The organism is Flavobacterium sp., assembly GCF_017744675.1.
Taxonomy (GTDB): Bacteria; Bacteroidota; Bacteroidia; order Flavobacteriales; family Flavobacteriaceae; genus Flavobacterium.
Window position 1 is genome coordinate 350,149 of sequence record NZ_JAGIAV010000006.1, and the last position, 20,670, is coordinate 370,818.

The 20,670-nt window shown below is 36.5% G+C and carries 11 protein-coding genes; all 11 read left to right on the forward strand.

Annotated features, from left to right (window positions below; translation table 11 throughout):
• Window positions 1-225: 225 nt before the first annotated feature.
• The 11 genes from J7574_RS20125 to J7574_RS20175 all read left to right on the forward strand — a co-directional run bounded on the left by J7574_RS20125 (window position 226) and on the right by J7574_RS20175 (window position 20,640).
• Entirely contained in the window at window positions 226-1,629 is a 1,404-nt protein-coding gene (locus J7574_RS20125) for a glycoside hydrolase family 140 protein (RefSeq protein WP_290972937.1), read from the forward strand.
• Between the two features lie 339 nt (window positions 1,630-1,968).
• The gene (locus J7574_RS20130; protein ID WP_290972939.1) at window positions 1,969-3,537 is read left to right on the forward strand and encodes a glycoside hydrolase family 28 protein; all 1,569 of its coding nucleotides are present in this window, start codon (window positions 1,969-1,971) and stop codon (window positions 3,535-3,537) included.
• 64 nt (window positions 3,538-3,601) lie between these two features.
• Window positions 3,602-4,519, forward strand: a complete 918-nt coding sequence (locus tag J7574_RS20135) for a glycoside hydrolase family 43 protein (RefSeq protein WP_290972942.1) — start codon at window positions 3,602-3,604, stop codon at window positions 4,517-4,519.
• Window positions 4,520-4,751: 232 nt separating this feature from the next.
• Window positions 4,752-6,617, forward strand: a complete 1,866-nt coding sequence (locus tag J7574_RS20140; RefSeq protein WP_290972945.1) for a six-hairpin glycosidase — start codon at window positions 4,752-4,754, stop codon at window positions 6,615-6,617.
• A 178-nt stretch (window positions 6,618-6,795) separates the two neighbouring features.
• Complete coding sequence (locus J7574_RS20145; protein ID WP_290972947.1) at window positions 6,796-9,576, forward strand: glycoside hydrolase family 78 protein; 2,781 nt, start codon at window positions 6,796-6,798, stop codon at window positions 9,574-9,576.
• A 147-nt stretch (window positions 9,577-9,723) separates the two neighbouring features.
• Entirely contained in the window at window positions 9,724-11,142 is a 1,419-nt protein-coding gene (locus J7574_RS20150) for an acetylxylan esterase (protein ID WP_290972950.1), read from the forward strand.
• A 194-nt stretch (window positions 11,143-11,336) separates the two neighbouring features.
• Window positions 11,337-13,787 (forward strand): glycoside hydrolase family 95 protein, encoded by a 2,451-nt coding sequence (locus J7574_RS20155; RefSeq protein WP_290972952.1) that lies wholly within the window; start codon window positions 11,337-11,339, stop codon window positions 13,785-13,787.
• Window positions 13,788-13,888: 101 nt separating this feature from the next.
• Window positions 13,889-15,457: a glycosyl hydrolase family 65 protein gene (locus J7574_RS20160; protein ID WP_290972955.1), complete on the forward strand. Its 1,569-nt coding sequence runs from the start codon at window positions 13,889-13,891 to the stop codon at window positions 15,455-15,457.
• Window positions 15,458-15,620: 163 nt separating this feature from the next.
• Entirely contained in the window at window positions 15,621-18,371 is a 2,751-nt protein-coding gene (locus J7574_RS20165) for a glycoside hydrolase family 78 protein (RefSeq protein WP_290972958.1), read from the forward strand.
• 143 nt (window positions 18,372-18,514) lie between these two features.
• On the forward strand, window positions 18,515-19,660 hold the full coding sequence (locus J7574_RS20170) for an exo-alpha-sialidase (RefSeq protein ID WP_290972962.1): 1,146 nt from the start codon (window positions 18,515-18,517) through the stop codon (window positions 19,658-19,660).
• A 95-nt stretch (window positions 19,661-19,755) separates the two neighbouring features.
• Window positions 19,756-20,640, forward strand: coding sequence for a TIM barrel protein (locus J7574_RS20175; protein WP_290972965.1), 885 nt, complete (start codon window positions 19,756-19,758; stop codon window positions 20,638-20,640).
• Window positions 20,641-20,670 lie beyond the last annotated feature (30 nt).

Below are 20,670 nucleotides of genomic sequence, written 5' to 3' on the forward strand. Positions count from 1 at the left end.
ATTGGCCCAAATTTAATTTTAAATCAGCTAAATCTGCGAGAGTAAATTTTCACGAAGATTTAAAAAAGATCAAAGTAGATTTAACAGATTTTTAAAATAAATCTGCGCAAATCAGCTAAAATCAGCAAAATCTGCGTGAAATAAAAATACAGGTAGAATAAAAATTCGAGAAATTCGAGAAATTCGTGGCAGAAAAAATAAAAACACAATTCAAAATAAAATATAATGAATCTGAAAATTAAATCTTTATACGCTCTTAGTATAAGCTTTATGTTTACAGCACAAAGCGGATTCTCGCAATCTGCTAAAACAAAAGCATCACTGCCTGAAATCAAAGTATCTAAAAATCAGCATTATTTTGTAGCTGAAAACGAAAAACCATTTTTCTGGTTGGGTGACACAGGCTGGCTCGCATTCGGAAAATTGGATAGACCAGGAATTGAGAAATATTTTAAAGACAGAAAAGAAAAAGGATTCAATGTTGTTCAGGTCATGGTTTTGCATAACATCAATGCTGTTAACGTTTATGGCGATGCTGCTTTAATAAACGAAGACGTTTCAAAACCGTTAATTACGGCTGGAAATGATTTCAAAGATCCAAAACAATACGATTATTGGGATCACGTAGATTACACTTTAGACGTGGCTCAGAAAAACGGAATTTATCTGGCAATGGTTCCAGTTTGGGGAACAAATGTTTCAAAAGGAAATAAAGTAAGTAAAGAACAAGCAACAGAATACGCTCAGTTTTTGGCTAATCGATATAAAAACAGAACCAACGTGATTTGGTTAAACGGTGGAGACACGTATGGAAACGAATTCCAAGATATTTGGAATGCCATCGGAAATACTTTAAAAACGAACAATCCAAATCAGTTAGTAACTTTTCATCCGTTTGGAAGAACCGATTCTTCAGAAAACTTTCATAATGCAAAATGGTTAGATTTCAACATGTTCCAATCGGGACACAGAAGATACGATCAGGATTCTATTAAAACGAACTTCAAAGAAGACAATTATAAATTTGTTTTAAGAGATTTCGACTTAAAACCAACTAAACCAACACTTGACGGAGAACCTTCATACGAAGGAATTCCACACGGTTTGCACGATACTTTACAGCCAAAATGGACCGCAAGCGATGTGCGCCGTTACGGATATTGGTCGGTTTTATCTGGCGCTGCAGGTTATACGTACGGACACAACGCCGTAATGCAAATGTTCAGAAAAGGCGATAAACCAGCTTACGGAAATAAAGAATTATGGACATCAGCCATTAATGCGCCTGGAGCAAAACAAATGGTTTACATCAAGAAATTAATGGAAGAATTTCCATTTTTAGAAGGAACTCCAGATGTTTCGTTAGTTGTTAACCAAGGAGAAAAATACGATTATATTCCGGCCATAAAAGGAGAAAAATATGCTTTGCTTTATACTTACAACGGAAGAATTATAGAAGTAAAACTAGGAAAAATTGCCGGAGATAAATTCGAAGCGACGTGGTACAATCCAAGAAACGGCAAGAAAACCAAAATCGGAACATTTGAAAATAAAGGAACTCAAAATTTCCAACCAGAAGGCAAGAATGAAGATGGCAATGACTGGGTTTTAATTTTGAAGTCAAAGTAGCCATATAGATTGGTCATTGCGAGGAACAAAGCAACCTCACTAGCATAAGACACAAAATTTGATTTTGTAAATGTGGTTGCTTTGTTCCTCAGAATGACAAAAATGAAAATAAAAATCTCTCGCAGATTTTGCAGATCAAGCAGATAAAAAAAATCTTTTTAATCTGTGAAATCGGTAGAAAAAATGAATCTGTACAATCTGCCAAATCTGCGAGAGTAAAATTTTTTTCACGCAGATTTAAAAAAAATTAAAGCAGATTAAACAGATTTATTAAAATTTGATCTGCGCAGATCAGCTAAAATCAGCTAAATCTGCGTGAAACCAAAAAACAACACAACAATGAAAAAAAATATATTAATCATACTCTGCTTCATCACCAGTTTAACAGCATTCGCAAACGACGGCTGGTACAACATCTTAAATGAAGGCGGAAACAACAAAGGCCAAAAATGCACCCAAGCCATTCAGAATGCAATCGAAAAAGCATCAAAAAACGGCGGTGGAACAATTTATTTCCCAGCAGGAGAATACTTAACAGGAGCATTAACGCTAAGAAGCAACATCACGATTCATTTAGATTCAGGAGCGCTTTTGAAGTTTTCAGAAAACTTCGATGATTTCCTGCCTTATGTAGAAATGCGTTACGAAGGAATTGTAATGAAGAGTTTCCAGCCTTTATTTTATGCGAAAGACATTGAAAACATTACCATTACAGGGAGAGGTGTAATCGACGGACAAGGAAAAGCATGGTGGAATGAAGTGTATAGAATCGAAACCGCAAAAGAACCTTTACCTCCAACCAAATACCAAACCATGTGGGAAGAGCAAAACAAAGGTCTTTACACAGAACCATATTACAAAAGAACGGTTGATAAGAAATTCTTCAGACCTTCTTTTTTTCAGGCTTATAACTGCAAAAATATTTTAATTGAAGGTGTTACATTCAAAAATTCTCCTTTTTGGACAATTAACCCAGAATTCTGTGATAACGTAACGGTTACAGGAATTTCGATTTTCAATCCACATTCGCCAAATACAGACGGAATCAATCCTTCTTCTTGTACCAATGTTCATATTTCAAACTGCCATATCAGTGTTGGAGATGACTGTATTACCATCAAATCAGGAAGAGACGGCGACGGACGCAAATACGGAAAAGCGACAGAAAATGTAACCATCACAAACTGTACGATGTTAAGTGGTCATGGCGGAGTAGTAATTGGAAGTGAAATGTCAGGAGGGATCAAAAAAATCACGATTTCAAACTGTGTTTTTGACGGAACCGACAGAGGAATCCGTATCAAATCGGCTCGTGGAAGAGGTGGAGTGGTTGAGGATATTCGCGTTGATAATATAGTCATGAAAAACATCAAAGAAGAAGCTTTTGTATTAAGTCTTTTTTACGATAAAGGCACTCAAGTCGAGCCTGTAACAGAGAAAACGCCAATTTTCAGAAACATTCACATGAGTAATATCACAGCTTCAAATGTGAATAAAGCAGGACAAATTTTAGGAATTACAGAAATGCCAATTCAAAACATCACTTTTTCAAATATCAATATCGACGGAAAAGAAGGTTTTACGGTAAACACGGCAACAGATGTTGAATTTCATGATGTAAAAGTAAACGCAACAGTTGGTTCTTCTTTCAAAATTTCAGATTCAAAAAATGTGATTTTAGACAACGTTGGGTCTTCAACACCAATAAAAGGCGTTCCAGTTATTAAATTAGATAATGTTTCTAATATGTTGATTAATAATAATTTTCCATTTAATCCAACCGATATTTTTATCGAAGCAGATGGAAAAGAAACTAAAAATATTTTCTTGAAAAACAATGTTTTAAACAACGTAACAACGAAAATTAAAAAAGGAGCTTCTTTAGATAAAAAAGCGATTACAGAATAATAAAATTGTCGAGTCAACTTTGTCAAAGTTCTAAACTTTGACAAAGTTTTAAACGGAACACAATATGAAAAAAATATTCATCCTATTAACTTTTTCACTTTTTGCGATATCTTACGCGCAGAAAAAGAAAGACTTGTATCTTTTCACATCATTTAGAGAACCCGCAACAGAAGGTTTGTATTTGGCGTACAGCGAAGACGGTTACAATTGGAAAGGACTAGAAGGATCATTTTTAAAACCAGAAATTGGAGCCAGTAAAATCATGCGTGATCCGTCGATTACAAAAGGAGCTGACGGAACGTACCACATGGTTTGGACAACCGACTGGAAAGGTGGAAATGGTTTTGGCTACGCTAGTTCAAAAGATTTGATTCATTGGTCAGAGCAAAAATATATTCCCGTAATGAAAAACGAGCCTGAAGTAATAAACGTTTGGGCGCCGGAGATTTTTTATGATGATGTAAAAAAGGAATACATTATTATTTGGGCATCGACAATTCCGTTCCGATTTCCGAAAGGAGTGGAAGACGAGAAAAACAACCACAGAATGTATTATGTAACGACTAAAGATTTCAAAACTTTTTCGGATAAAAAATTATATTACGATCCAGGTTTCAGCGTAATTGACTGTGTGATTGTCAAAAAAGGAAAGAAAGACTATGTTTTGGTTTTAAAAGACAACACAAGACCAATGCGAAACATAAAAGTAGCTTTCGGAAAATCGCCTTTAGGTCCGTTTGAGAAAAGCTCTGAACCTTTAACGGAATATTTATCAGAGGGGCCGACAGTGGTTAAAGTGGGGAAAAACTGGCTGTTGTATTATGATAATTACGGTTCAAAAAATTATAAAGCTTTAAGCACTTCAGATTTTGTTCATTTTGAAGATGTTTCTTCAAAAATAAGTCTTCCGGAAGGACACAAACACGGAACGATTACAACAATTTCAAACGAAGCTTTAAAAGGATTAATTGATAAAAAATAAATCTGTAAAATCTGCTAGATCTGCGAGAGTAAAAATTCTCCCGCAGATTTAGCAGATTAGGCAGATAAAAAAGTTAGAAAATTTCACGCAGATTTAAATGATTGAAGCAGATTTAGCAGATAAATATTTAAGATGATAAAAATAAAATCTGCACAATCTGCGAGAGAAAAAAGAGAGATCAGCGCAAATCAGCTAAAATCAGCAAGATCTGCGTGAAACCAAAAATATAAATATGATTACTTTCCAAAACATAAAAACCAACATCATAACCACAGCCACAATTCTTTTGATTGGTACAGCTGTAAATGCTCAAAACGACACCGTTCGTTATGTTGGTAAAACACTTTCAAACATTGATTACCATCACGGAATGTTAAGTCCAGCGGTTGGAGTTCACGCTACACAAATCATGCGTGCAAGCCGCGAACATCCAGAAAAAGCAGACGGTTTTGGATGGACATACAATCACCAGCCGATGATGGCATATTGGAATAATAACTTTTATCTGCATTATTTAAGCGATCCTTCTGGAGAACATATTCCGCCGAGCCAGACTTTATTGATGAGATCTAAAGACGGAGTAACTTGGACAAAACCAGAAGTTATTTTTCCAATTTATAGAATTCCTGACGGATGGAAAAAAGAAGGCGTAGAAGGTGTTGCTAAAGATTTGGATGCCATTATGCATCAAAGAATGGGCTTTTATACTTCAAAAGACAAACGACTTTTTGCTTTGGCTTATTACGGAATCGCGATGGATGAAAAAGACGATCCGAATGATGGAAAAGGAATTGGTCGTGTCATTCGTGAAATCAAAAAAGACGGAAGTTTTGGCGAAATCTATTTCATCAGATACAATAAAACTTGGGATAAATCGAAATCGAAGTTCCCATTTTATACCGCTTCAAAAGACAAAGGATTCAAAAAAGCCTGCGAAGAAATTTTATCCAATCCGTTACTATTACAGCAATGGGTTGAAGAAGCTGATCGTGACGACGAATTGATTCCTTTGCAGAAACCATACAAAGCCTTTAGTTATTATCATTTGCCAAACGGAAATGTGGTTGGTTTATGGAAACACGCTTTAACTTCGATCAGTAAAGACGGCGGAAAATCTTGGGATTATATGCCGTTGCGTGCGCCAGGTTTTGTAAATAGCAATGCTAAAATCTGGGGACAAAAAACATCAGACAATCGTTATGCAACGCTTTATAATCCGTCAGAATACCGTTGGCCTTTGGCAATTTCTAAGAGTGATGACGGATTGAATTATACAGATCTATTGTTGGTTCACGGAGAAGTTAGTCCGATGCGTTATGGCGGAAACTACAAATCTGCGGGTCCGCAATACGTACGTGGCATCACAGAAGGCGACGGAACTCCACCAGACGGAAAAATCTGGGTGGGTTACAGCATGAATAAAGAAGATATTTGGGTAGCATCGATTCCAGTTCCAGTAACTTCGGTGGTGACAGAAAATGCAAACGATGTTTTCAATACGCTTCCAAACGGAGAAGAATTGAAATTCTGGAATACGTATGATCTTGCTTGGGCATCCACAAAAATCGAGAAGAAAGCTGATGGCAAAAAATGGTTGACTTTAAGAGATCAAGATTTTTTTGATTATTCTCGTGCAGAAAGAGTAATTCCTTTCGCAGCAAAAATGGAAGCAGTTTTCACCATAATGCCAGAGCAGAATAATCATGGTTTATTGCAGATTGAATTCCAAAACAAACAAGGTCTGCCTTCAGTAAGATTGGTTTTTGACAGCGACGGACAATTGAAAGTAAAAACGGGAGCACGTTTCAACACAATTGCAAAATACGAAGCGAATAAAACGTACAAAGTTGCGGTAAAATTAGACGCTAAAAACCGTTCGTACACCGTAAAAGTAAACGACGAAAAAGAGTCAACAAAGATATTGTATGCGCCAACAGATGGTTTTGAACGAATTATGTTCCGCACAGGAGAACAAAGATATTCACCAAATCCAGACACAGCTCCAGACACAGACGATTACGACGATCTGCCTCAAACAGGAAAACAAATCCCTGAAGCAGTATTCAATATTGAGTCTTTAGTAACTAAAAAAATGTAAATAGGAATAGCCACGAATTCACGAATTATTTTAATCCCTAGTCGTAAATTTATTTGCTACAGATTGAAATAATTTCACAGATTAATCGAATCGATAACTTCGGTATAAATTCGAAAAATCAAACACAAAGAAAAATTAGAGTTAATTCGTGAATTCGTGGCGGAAAAAAAATATAAAAGTGAAGTTTTTCAAAAACATTGTATTAGTATTTTCTCTCTTAGTAACCTTAGTTTCTAAAGGACAAATTCTGCCTGTACGCTTAAAAACAGAAATGGCTGAAAATCCATTGGCAGTTGTAGAAAATCAACCAAAATTTAGCTGGCAATTAGTTTCAAAAGAATCTGATGCATCACAAGTCGCTTATTTGATATTAGTAGCTTCTTCAGAAGAAAAATTAAATAATGATGATGGAGACATTTGGAATACTGGCAGAGTAAATACAGACAAAAACCTGCATATCGTTTACAACGGAAAACCATTAAAAAGCGAAACCAAATATTTCTGGAAAGTCAAAGTTTGGAATCAAGATGGAAAAGTTTCAAAATGGAGTAGAAACGCTTCTTTAAGAACGGCTCCGTTAGAATCAGATTTAAATCCAACTTGGATCGGAGCAATTACAAAGGCCGACAGTCATTTGCCAGAAGGAAGAAACTTTCATAGTGCCACTTATAAAAGAGAAAAGAAAGATTCGATTATCAACGCTTCTGATTCTCTTTCCAGAAGAAGTATCATGCTTCGCAAACCTTTCGAAGTAGAAAAAGAAGTCAAAGAGGCCGTTGTTTATATTTCAGGTTTAGGACACTACGAACTAACAATTAACGGAAAGAAAGTGGGGAACAGCCAATTTGCACCTTTGTGGACAGATTACGATAAAACGGTTAATTACAATGTTTACGAATTAAGCGCCAAAGATTTTCAAAAAGGCGATAACGTAATTGGTGTTCTCTTAGGAAACGGAATGTACAACACGCTGGCGGAGAGATATACCAAATTCTTCGTGAGTATTGGCCCGCCGACTTTATTCTTTAAGATGAAAATCAAATACAATGATGGTTCAGAAGAAATTGTAAAGTCAGATAGAACTTGGAAATACAGCAAAAGTCCGATTACGTACAACAGCATTTTTGGAGGAGAGGATTACAATGCCAATTTAGAGCAAAAAGGCTGGGGAAGTAAAGGTTTCAAAGATAGAGATTGGAAAAAAGTAGTGATTCAAGAAGCGCCAAAAGGAGTTTTAAGACCGCAGACTGCGCCGCCAGTTACCATCCAAAAACAATATGAAGTTAAAAATGCAAAAGAGCTGAAACCGAATTTCTATGTCTTTGATATGGGACAAAATCTTTCTGGATTTCCAACCATTAAAGTAAAAGGAAAAAGTGGGCAAACTGTTCGTGTTTGGGTTGCGGAGGGATTAAATGAAGCAGGCACAATTGCGCAGGGAAGATCTGGAAAACCTTATTATTACGATTACACTTTAAAAGGTGATGGAGTAGAAGAATGGACACCAAAATTCAGTTTCTATGGTTATCAATATGTTCAAATTGAAAATATTAATTACAAAGAAGGTAAAAATAAGGAGCTTCCAACTTTGATAGATTTAAAATCGAATTTCATTTACAATTCGGCTGGAGAAGCAGGAAGTTTTGAATGTTCGAATGCCATTTTCAATAAAACTCACGAACTGATAAACAATTCGATAAAAAGCAATTTCCAAAGTGTTTTTACTGATTGCCCGCAACGTGAAAAGTTAGGCTGGCTAGAAGAAATTCAGTTGAATGGTCCAGGTTTAATGTTCAATTACAACCTGCAGACTTTCTTTCCTGCAACGATGCAGAACATTTCTGATTCACAAAGAGATAACGGTTTAATTCCGACCATTGTTCCCGAATATGTCATATTTGGTGGCGATTTTACCGATTCTCCAGAATGGGGCGTTACAGGCGTGATTCTGCCTTGGATGTATTACGAATATTACGGAGATGCTTCATTATTAGAGAAATATTTCCCTATCATGAAAAAGTATGTCGATTATTTAGAAACAAAATCTACCAATCACATCGTTTCTCACGGATTAGGCGATTGGTACGATTACGGAACTCATGCTGCTGGATATTCAAAAAACAGTCCGATTGCGCTTTCGGCAACTTCGCATTATTACTATGGAGCTTATTTGACAGCTAAAGCAGCTAAGTTATTAGGCAAAACGGAAGATTTTGAGAAATATGAAACATTAGCTTCTGAGATTAAAACAGCTTTCAACGCAGCATTTTTCAATCCAGAAACCAAACAATACGGAACGAATAGTCAGTTTAGCAACTCTGTTCCAATTTTTATGAACATCGTAGAGCCTCAGTACAAAGAAGCGGTTATGCAGAATTTGCTAGCTGACATTGCAGCAAAAGGCGATCGTTTGACAACGGGAGATGTTGGAAATCGCTACTTATTTCAAACTTTGGCAAGAAACGGCAAGAACGAAACCATGTTTAAAATGCATAATCATTATGATGCGCCGGGTTATGGTTTTCAGATTAAATTTGGCTTGACCACTTTAACGGAACAATGGGATCCTACAAAAGGAAATTCTTGGAATCACTTTATGTTAGGGCAAATTGAAGAATGGTTTTACCAAAGTTTAGCGGGAATTATGTCCGATCCAGAAAAACCGGGATTCAAGCATTTCTTTATTCAGCCAGAAGTAGTGGGCGATATGACTTTCGCGAAAGCGGATTATCAATCGGTTTATGGAAAAATTGCTTCTTCTTGGGAGAAAAAAGACGGCAAATTTATCCTAAGTGTTCAAATTCCAGTGAATACGACAGCAACGATAAAATTGCCTGTTTCTAAGAATTCAGAAATAAAAATTAATGATAAAAGGGCTAAAGCAAGTTATAATGAAAAGAATAAAAAGCAGATTTTAGAATTAGGATCTGGAATTTATACAATAGAATGCTCAATATAATGGAACGCGAATAACACGGATTCGCTACACGAAAACGCTGATTAACACGGATTTTTTCTTTTTTAAATAATAAAAAAATCCGTTTTTATCCGCGTCTTTACGAAGTAAACCCGTTTCATCAGCGTCCCAACACATAACAATATTAAAATGAAAGATTTAAAATACATCATCTTAGTTTCCATTTTCGCTTTGACATTTGCCAATGCACAAAGCACTTCTGATACTAATTTTAGAAAACCAGTGTCAGAAACTCTGAGGAAAATTGAGACTATTTTTAATGTCACAATCAACGATGACAGAGGTTTGTTAAAAGGAAAAGAGCTGGATTATGCCGATTGGAGAATTGAACCTGGAAATCTGTCGCTTTCGTTGACCAACATTTTAGCTCCATTCGAATTGATGTATTTCAAACAGCCAGATGGAACGTATATTATTCGTAAATATGAAAACCATAAAGTTTCAGTCGATAAAGGAAAAGAACGCTTGTTTTACTTAGAAAGCCTTTACTCGAACAAAGAAGAATGGGAAAAACGTAAAACGGAGTTAAAAGCTTGTATGATAACCTCATTTGGATTAGAAAAGGCTCCCCCAATGCCAAAATCTAAACCACTTTTAACTCCAAAAAGAATTTACAAAGACTATAGTGTAGAGAATATTGCTTTGGAAATTTTACCTGGAGTTTATGCAACGGGATCGATTTATAAACCGTATCCACTAAATAAAAAAGCGGCTGTTATCTTAACTCCCGACGGGCATTTTGGCGATGGAAGATATAGAAAAGACGAACAGTACAGATGTGCCATGATGGCCAAAATGGGAGCAATTGTAGTGGGGTATGACTTATTTGCTTGGGGAGAATCGCTATTGCAATTTCCCGAAGAAACGCACAGAAACAGCATTGCATCAACAGTTCAGGTGCTGACAGGAATTCGTTTCTTAGATTATTTAGAGACCGTTAAAAATGCTGATATGACAAGAGTTGGCGTTACAGGAGGTTCTGGCGGAGGTTCGCATACGATGTTTTTAGCTGCTATTGATGACCGTGTAAAAGTTTCAGCTCCAGTTGTAATGGTTTCGTCTCACTTTTCAGGCGGATGTCCATGCGAAAGCGGACGCGGAGTTCACTTATGTGGAAACGCAACAAACAACGCCGAAATATCAGCCATGATGGCTCCAAAACCGCAATTGATTGTTTCAGATGGAAAAGATTGGACGTTTGCAGTTCCTGAATTAGAATTTCCGTTCATTCAGAGAACTTATGAATTATACGGGAAGAAAGATTTAGTGGAGAATGCTCATTTTGCGAAAGAAGGACATGATTTCGGAATCTCGAAACGTATGGCTTTGTATCCGTTTATGGCGAAATATTTAGATTTAGATTTGAATAAAGTGAAAAACGACAAAGGCGAAATCGACGAGTCGACTTGTGTTATTGAACCAAAAGAAAAGCTGTTTGTTTTTGGAGACAAAGGAGAAAAACTGCCAAAAAATGCTCTAAAAGACATCAACAAATTATATGAAATGTTCGGAGAAAAGAATCTGAAAGTTTACGAGGTTAAGAAATAAGTTGAGATAGCCACGACCCGAGCGATAGCGAACAGGCGAAGCAATTCACGAATTTTATTTTGATATAGATTGCGGTGATTATCTCAAATTTAACCAAATAAAATTCTCACGATAGATTTGGTAAAAATTAGAGAAATAAACCACAAAGTAGAATTAGAGAAAATTCGTGAATTCGTGGCGAAAAAAAAATAAGTATGAAGTTAAAATTTAAAATAACAGCAATCTGTCTTGGAATTTTTTCGTTGACTGCAACGGCACAAAACGACTTAAAATTATGGTACGATAAACCAGCAGCAATCTGGAACGAAGCTTTGCCATTAGGCAACGGACGTTTGGGTGCAATGGTTTTTGGTGATCCAGCAGTTGAGCGTTTGCAATTGAACGAAGAAACCATTTGGGCGGGATCTCCAAACAGCAACGCACACACAAAATCAATCGGAGCTTTACCAAAAGTAAGGCAGCTTATTTTTGATGGAAAATTTGATGAAGCGCAAGATTTGGCCACGAAAGATATCATGTCGCAAACCAATGACGGAATGCCGTATCAGACTTTTGGAAGCGTTTATATTTCATTCGCAGGACATCAAAAATACACCGATTATTACAGAGATTTAGACATCAGCAATGCTACGGCAAAAGTGAAATACAAAGTAAATGGTGTTGAATTTACAAGAGAAATTCTAACTGCATTTTCTGATCAAGTGATTGTGGTGAAGCTTTCGGCGAGTAAACCAGGTCAGATTACGTGTAATATTTTCATGAACAGTCCGATTGATAAAACGGTTGCTTCGACAGAAGGAAACCAGATTATACTTTCAGGAGTTGGGACTAACTTTGAAGGCGTAAAAGGAAAAGTAAAATTTCAAGGAAGGCTTACCGCTAAAAACAAAGGCGGAGAAATCGATGCAAGCAATGGCGTTTTAAGCATCAACAAAGCTGATGAAGTTGTTTTGTACATTTCGATTGCAACTAACTTTAAAAACTACCAAGATATTTCTGGAGATGAAATTGCGAAAAGCAAATCGTTTTTAGATCAGGCTTTGCCAAAAAGTTTCGACGAAATCAAAAAAACGCACGTTGATTATTACCAAAAATTTTTCAACAGAGTTTCTTTGGATTTAGGTTCTAATGATTTAGTTAATAAACCAACAAACGAAAGAATTAGGGATTTTTCGAAACAATTCGATCCGCAATTGGCCGCTTTATATTTCCAATTTGGTCGTTATCTTTTAATTTCAAGTTCTCAGCCGGGCGGACAGCCAGCAAATCTGCAAGGAATTTGGAACGATATGGTTACACCACCTTGGGATAGTAAATACACGACAAACATTAACGCCGAAATGAATTACTGGCCAGCGCAGGTAACGAATCTTCAGGAAATGCATGAACCGTTTGTTCAAATGGCTAAAGAATTAAGTGTTACAGGTGCAGAAACAGCTAGAATGATGTACAATGCCAGCGGATGGGTTTTACATCATAACACCGATATTTGGCGTGTTACAGCTCCGGTTGATTCAGCTGCTTCAGGAATGTGGCCGACTGGAGGTGCTTGGGTTTGCCAGGATTTATGGGAAAGATATTTATATACTGGAGATAAAAAGTATTTGGCAGAAATTTATCCAATAATGAAAGGCGCTGCCGATTTCTTTTTGGATTTCATGATTGTAGATCCAAACACAGGATATTTAGTTGTCGTTCCATCAAGTTCTCCAGAGAACACACACGCTGGCGGAACAGGAAAAGCGACAATTGCATCTGGAACAACAATGGACAATCAGCTGATTTTTGATTTGTTTACGCATGTTATGGAAGCTTCTGCATTGGTTTCACCAGATGCTGCTTATGCGAAAAAAGTGAGCGGTGCTTTGGCAAAAATGCCTCCAATGAAAATTGGAAAACACAGTCAGTTGCAAGAATGGCAAGACGATTGGGATAATCCAAAGGACAATCACAGGCATGTTTCGCATTTGTACGGATTGTATCCAAGCAATCAGATTTCACCAATCAAAACACCAGAATTATTTCAAGCAGCCAAACAATCACTGATTTACAGAACAGACGAATCTACAGGCTGGTCAATGGGGTGGAAAGTGAATTTGTGGGCGAGATTATTAGACGGAAATCATGCTTATAAATTAATTCAGGATCAATTGCATTTAGTAACAGCAGATCAGAGAAAAGGAGGAGGAACGTATCCGAATATGCTAGATGCGCACCAGCCTTTTCAAATTGACGGAAACTTTGGATGTACAGCAGGTTTTGCCGAAATGCTCATGCAGAGTCAGGAAGGAGCGATTCAATTATTGCCTGCTTTGCCAACGGTTTGGAAAGACGGAAGCATAAAAGGTTTAGTAGCAAGAGGTGGTTTCGTAATCGATATGACATGGAAAAACAATAAAGTTTCGACTTTAAAGATCTATTCGAGAATTGGTGGAAACTGTCGTTTAAAAGTAGAGAATACATTAAGCGGTTCTTCAATCAAAAAAGCAAAAGGAAAAAATCCAAATCCTTTGTTTTATGATGTTGAAGTGAAGAAGCCCATTATTTCAAATGAAGCAAAACTAGAAAAAGTAAAACTGCCAAATTATAATATTTACGATGTGAATATGAAAGCGGGGCAGACGTACATTTTTACGGGAAATTAAAAATATTTTAAAACCATATAAGTGATATAAGAAAATATAAAGTAAAGCTTAATTGAACTTATATGACTTATATGGTTTAACTTTTAAAGATTGAATTCTAAATGTTGACAAATTTCAAACATAAAATAATAGCACTTACCATCATAATTACTTGTTTAAATATAAGTTGCAAATCTGGTGCAGGATCTTCACAATTAGGAAAATCAGCTATTTTAAAAGAAAAAGATTTCAAACATTATGTTGATTATTTCAATACGATGGAAGATGAAAACTTAAAATTTGCGATTCCGAATGACAGTGCTTGGACTTGGATGGAAAAGAATATTCCGTTGTTTGAATGTCCGCAGCAAAACTTTGAAGAAATCTATTATTTCAGATGGTGGAGTGTTCGCAAACATATCAAAAATACACCGCAAGGATTTGCGATTACAGAGTTTTTAGTAGACCGTTCGTATGCTGATAAATACAATATGATTAGTTGTGCTTTGGGGCATCATATTAATGAATTCAGATGGGTTCATGATCCAAAATATATCGAGCAAGATATAAAAATTTGGTACCGCGGAAATGATGGAAAACCAATGAACAAATTGTATAAATTCAGCAGTTGGACAGCCGATGCTTTATACAATCGTTATTTGGTGAATAAGGATGAAAAATTCTTATTGGATATGTATCCAGACATGGTTACAGATTATGCCGTTTGGGAAAAAGACCGTCAGCGCAAGGATGGGTTGTTTTGGCAACATGATGTAAAAGACGGAATGGAAGAATCCTTAAGCGGCGGACGAAAAGTGCAAAATGCAAGACCTACGATTAACAGTTATATGTATGGAAATGCTGTAGCGATTTGTAAAATGGCTGAAATGAAAGGTGATAAGGACGTGGAAGCAAAATTCAAAGCTAAAGCTGATGATTTGAAGCAATTAGTCGAAACGAAATTATGGAATCCAAAAAGTGAGTTTTTTGAAACTTTAACGCAAAAAGATACGCTGGCACAAGTTCGTGAGGCGATTGGATTTATTCCTTGGTATTTTAATCTTCCAGAAAAAGGAAAAGGATTTGAAAAAGCTTGGGAGCAGGTGAAAGATGAAAAAGGATTTTCGGCTCCGTTTGGATTGACAACCGCAGAAAGAAGAAGTCCACGTTTTAGAACTCACGGGACAGGAACTTGTGAGTGGGACGGTGCGATTTGGCCTTTTGCAAGTTCGCAGACTTTAACGGCAATGGCAAATGTTTTAAATAATTACAATCAGGATTTTGTAGCAAAACCAGATTATTTCAAACAAATGGAACTGTATGTGCAGTCGCAGTATTATAGAGGAAAACCCTATCTTGGCGAATATTTAGACGAAACGACGGGTTATTGGTTAATGGGCGACAGAGAAAGAAGCCGTTATTATAATCACTCGACTTTCAATGATTTAATGATTACAGGATTGGTTGGTTTACGACCAAGAGCTGATGAAAAGATTGAAGTGAATCCGTTGATTCCGCAAGAAAAATGGGATTGGTTTTGTTTGGATAAAGTTTTGTATCACGGCAATATTATTACTATTCTTTGGGACAAAACAGGAGAAAAATATAAAAAAGGAAAAGGCTTTAGAGTTTTCAAAAACGGAAAAGAGATTGCGTTTTCTGAGAAATTGGAAAGAGTGATTTCTAAGTAAATCGAATTGTTTCACGCAGATTTTAAACAGATTTTAGCAGATTAAAATGGATTTTTTATTCTTAATCTTGTTTCATATCAAAGAATAAAATCTGCGAATATCTGCTTAAATCTGCCAAATCTGCGTGAAATAAAAATCATCGCAAAGACAATAAAATAATACCATGAAAAAGTTTTTTTTACATCTTACCTTAATCATTTCACTTTTCACCATTTCGGCGAAAGCCCAAAACAAAATCATGATGAGTGATTTAAAATGCGAAATGCTGACCAATCCAGAAGGAATTGACGTTTTACAGCCAAGACTAAGCTGGAAAATAAAAGCAGACGTAAACGATGTAAAGCAAACAGCATATCAAATTATTGCTTCTTCTAGTTTAGAAAAACTAAACGCAGGAAACGGTGATTTATGGGATAGTGGAAAAGTAGAAAGCGACGCTTCTGTAAACGTAATCTATAACGGAAAAAAGCTTGAAAATAGACAAGATGTTTTCTGGAAAGTAACTGTTTTTACCAATAAAGGAGAAATTCAATCGAAAGAAAATGCACATTTCAGCATTGGGATTTTGACTTATGCCGATTGGAAATCTACGCGATGGATTGGTTATGAAAAAGCTTCTCGGGGCGATAGTATTTCGCAGTATTCGAGATTGTCAGCACGTTATCTTCGAAAAGAAATCAACCTGAAAAAGCAAGTCAAAAATGCCAAGGTGTATATCATGGGAATGGGCTTGTATGAGTTGTACATTAACGGAAATAAAATCGGAGATCAGGTTTTAGCACCAGTTCCGACAGATTATACCAAGAATATAAAATACAATGTTTTTGATGTGACTTCGCAGTTGCAAGAAGGCAAAAACATGTTAGGAACGATTTTAGGAAACGGACGTTTTTTTACCATGCGTCAGGATTACAAACCGTATAAAATCAAAACTTTTGGTTACCCGAAAATGGCTTTGCAGTTGTTTGTGGAATATACAGATGGAAGCAAAGAGGTCATCAGAACCGATGATACTTGGAAAATTACAACTGACGGACCAATTTTATCCAACAACGAATACGACGGAGAAGAATATGATGCCCGCAAAGAAATGAAAGGCTGGAATACCGTTAATTTTGATGATAAAAAATGGCTCTCGGCAGATTATGTTCAAGAACCAGGTGGATTCTACGAAGGGCAGATGTCGGCTAACATGAAAGTGAAGCGCGAAGTAAAACCGATTTCGATAAAACAGACTCCAAAAGGAACTTATATCTTAGATATGGGACAAAATATGGTGGGCTGGCTGCAGTTGAAAGTAAAAGGAAATAAAGGCGACAAAATCATAATGAAATTTGCTGAATCGCTTCAGCCAGATGGTTCGCTGTACATTGCCAATTTACGTGATGCGAAAACCACAGATATTTATACTTTAAAAGGCGAAGGAGAAGAAATTTGGGAACCTTGTTTTATTTTCCACGGATTCAGATTTGTTGAAATTTCGGGATTTACCACACAACCAACTGTAGAAAATTTTGTTGGAAAAGTAGTTTATGATGACATTCAAACCACAGGAACTTTTGATTCTTCAAATCCAATAATGAATCAGATTTTCAAAAATGCATGGTGGGGAATTAGCGGCAATTACAAAGGAATGCCAATTGATTGTCCGCAAAGAAACGAACGTCAGCCTTGGTTGGGAGACAGAACGACTGGAGCTTACGGCGAAAGTTTCTTATTTGATAATCAGACTTTATATGCAAAATGGTTAGACGATATTAAATACTCGCAAACTATAGACGGCGGCCTTCCAGATGTGGCACCTGCTTTTTGGCGTTATTACGGCGACAATGTAACATGGCCAGGAACGTATATCACGGTTGCAGATATGTTGTATCAGCAATTTGGTGATGAAAAAGTGGTCGAAAAACAATATCCATACATGAAAAAATGGATGGATTATATGGAAGAGAATTATTTGGTTGATGATTTAATGACAAAAGATAAATACGGTGATTGGTGTGTTCCGCCTGAATCTTTAGAATTAATCCGTTCCAAAGATCCTGCTCGTTTAACAGATGGCGAATTGATTTCTAGCGCATTCTATTATCAGCTTTTAAATATCATGAAGAAATTTGCTGTCATTGCCAATTCAAAAAATGACATTCAGCATTATGATGATTTAGCTTTGAGAATCAAAAAAGCATTCAATGCCAAATATTTGAATACAGATAAAAACAGTTACGGCAATAATACGGTTACAGCCAATTTATTGCCTTTGACTTTCGGAATGGTTCCAGACGGACTTCAAACCAAAATATTCGAAAATTTGGTTCATGAAGTTGAAGTCACTAAAAATGGTCATGTAAGCACAGGCGTTATCGGAACACAGTTTTTAATGCGAACGTTAACCAATTTCGGGCGCGGCGATTTGGCTTTCAAATTAGCATCCAACAAAACCTATCCAAGTTGGGGTTATATGGTAGAAAACGGAGCAACAACTATTTGGGAACTTTGGAACGGAAACACCGCAGATCCAGCGATGAATTCGCAAAATCACGTCATGCTTTTGGGCGATTTATTGATTTGGTATTACGAAAATATGGCGGGAATAAAAAGTAATCCTGAAACTCCAGGTTTCAAACAAATTATCCTGAAACCCGATTTCAACGCTGGATTGACGTATGTGAATGCTTCTTACGAATCGGTTTATGGAACGATCAAAAGCGACTGGAAAAAAGATAAAAAGGCTTTAGTTTGGAATATTAGCATTCCTGCGAATACTTCTGCTGTTGTGCATCTTCCTGCGAGCGATATTTCAGCTGTTTCAATCAACAAACAGAAATTAGATAAGACTTCATATGCCTATTCTTCAGATAAAAATCAAGTTATTGTAACACTTTCGTCAGGAAATTTTGCGATAAGCGTTAAATAAGCTCCATTTTCAGTATTTCGGGACAGTACAGGATACATTGTTAAGTTTTGGGTGTTATTTTTACACTTAATAAATATTTTTCCATAAAATAATAGTAGGAATGTATTTATTATCGAAAATTTTAATTCATAATAAAATTTAGAATGAAGATAACAAAATTAGCATTTGTATTGTTTGGACTTTTCCTTTTAGGAAGTTGTAAATCGGCTTTAGAAAAAAAGACTTGGAAAGAAGGTATTTTAGTAGATCAGTTTGTTTACGATAAAGCGCCATATCCGTCTTGTCATGCGGTTACAATTGTCGAAGCTACAAATGGTGATTTAGTTGCTTCTTGGTTTGGAGGAACTCACGAAAGACACCCAGACGTTTGCATTTATGTGGCCATCAAACCAAAAGGGAGCGATACTTGGAATGAAGGCGTAAAAGTGGCTGACGGAGTGATGAAAGAAGGCCCAAGATTACCAACTTGGAATCCGGTTTTGTATCAAATTCCAGGTGGCGATTTAATGCTTTTCTACAAAATAGGACCAAAACCATCGGAATGGTGGGGCGTAATAAGAACTTCATCTGATGGGGGAAAAACGTGGTCTGAAGCTCAAAAAATGCCTGACGGTTTCTTAGGACCAATCAAAAATAAACCAGTTTTATTAAGCAACGGAACTTTATTATGTCCGTCAAGTATTGAAGGCGACGGATGGAGGCTTCGTATGGAATCTACTCCAGATTTTGGGAAAACTTGGGTAATGGGCGATACGCTTCCAAGAGGAAAACAAAAAATCAATGCGATTCAGCCGAGTATTTTATTTCATAAAGATGGAAGTATTCAAGCGATTGGAAGAACCAGAAATAGAGCGATTTTCAGCACATTTTCAAATGACAACGGAAAAACGTGGTCAGATATTGAGTTAATCGGACTTCCAAATAACAACTCAGGAACAGATGCTGTAACTTTAAAAGACGGAAGACATTTGCTAGTCTATAATCACGTTCTTCCTCCAGGAAAAGAAGCAAAAGGACCAAGAACGCCTTTGAATGTTTCGGTTTCGAAAGACGGAATTCACTGGAATGCAGCTTTGGTTTTAGAAGATTCAAAAATCAGTCAATATTCTTATCCTTCCATGATTCAAAGTTCAGACGGAATGGTGCATATTGTTTACACTTGGAGAAGAGAAAAGTTGAAATACGTAAAAGTTGATCCGAGTAAATTAGTGGCACTTCCGATCAAAAACGGTGTTTGGCCAGGTGAAGAAGGAAAAGTAGTAACCGCAGTAAAAGCGGAAGAAGAGTAAAAGAAAGTTCGCCACGAATTTCACCAATTTCCACAAATTTTTAAAAATAGTAATTCGTGAAAATTGGTGGAATTCGTGGCAAAAAATATATGAGCATGAAATCTAAAAAACATTTATTAATTGCCTTCCTTGTTGTTCTATCAACAACATTCAACAGCTGTGCAATGGCTCAGTCTTCAAACAAAAAGCAAAAATATAAGGTTGCGGTTTGTGACTGGATGATTTTGAAAAGACAAAAACTAGGAGCTTTTGGTCTGGCAGCTGAATTAAAAGCAGACGGAATCGAACTAGACATGGGAGGTTTAGGAAACAGACCAACTTTTGACAGCAAACTGGGCGATTCTGTAGAAAGACAAAAATTCTTAGATAAATCAAAAGAAACAGGAGTCGGGATTAGCTCCATTGCCATGTCTGGATTTTACGCGCAATCATTTGCTACGAGAGAAATCACACCCATGATTAACGATTGTGTTCAGGCAATGAAAAACATGAAAGTTAAAGTAGCGTATTTACCATTAGGAACGCAAACTGATTTGGTTAAAAATCCAGAATTGCGACCAGAAGTTATTAAAAGATTGCAATGGGCAGGAAAAGAAGTGGGGGAAATTGGCGGTGTAATTGCCATTGAAACTTCTTTAAGCGCAACAGAAGAGAAAAAACTTTTGGATGAAGTTGGTTCAAAGTACATTAAAAGCTCTTTCAACTTTGCAAATGCTTTAGACAACAAAAGAGATATTTCTTCGGAATTAAAGATTTTAGGAAAGAAATACATTGCGCAAATTCACGCTTCAAACACCGATCAATTTTGGTTAGAAAATGACCCTGCGATCGATATGCCAAAAATAAAACAAACTCTAGACGAAATGAAATGGAGCGGATGGTTGATCGTAGAGCGTTCTAGAGATGTGACACAAGTTCATAACGTAAAAGCTAATTACGGAGCAAACGTAGCTTATTTGAAGAAAATCTTTCAGAATTAATAAAAATATTGGTGAAAATAGGTAAAAGTT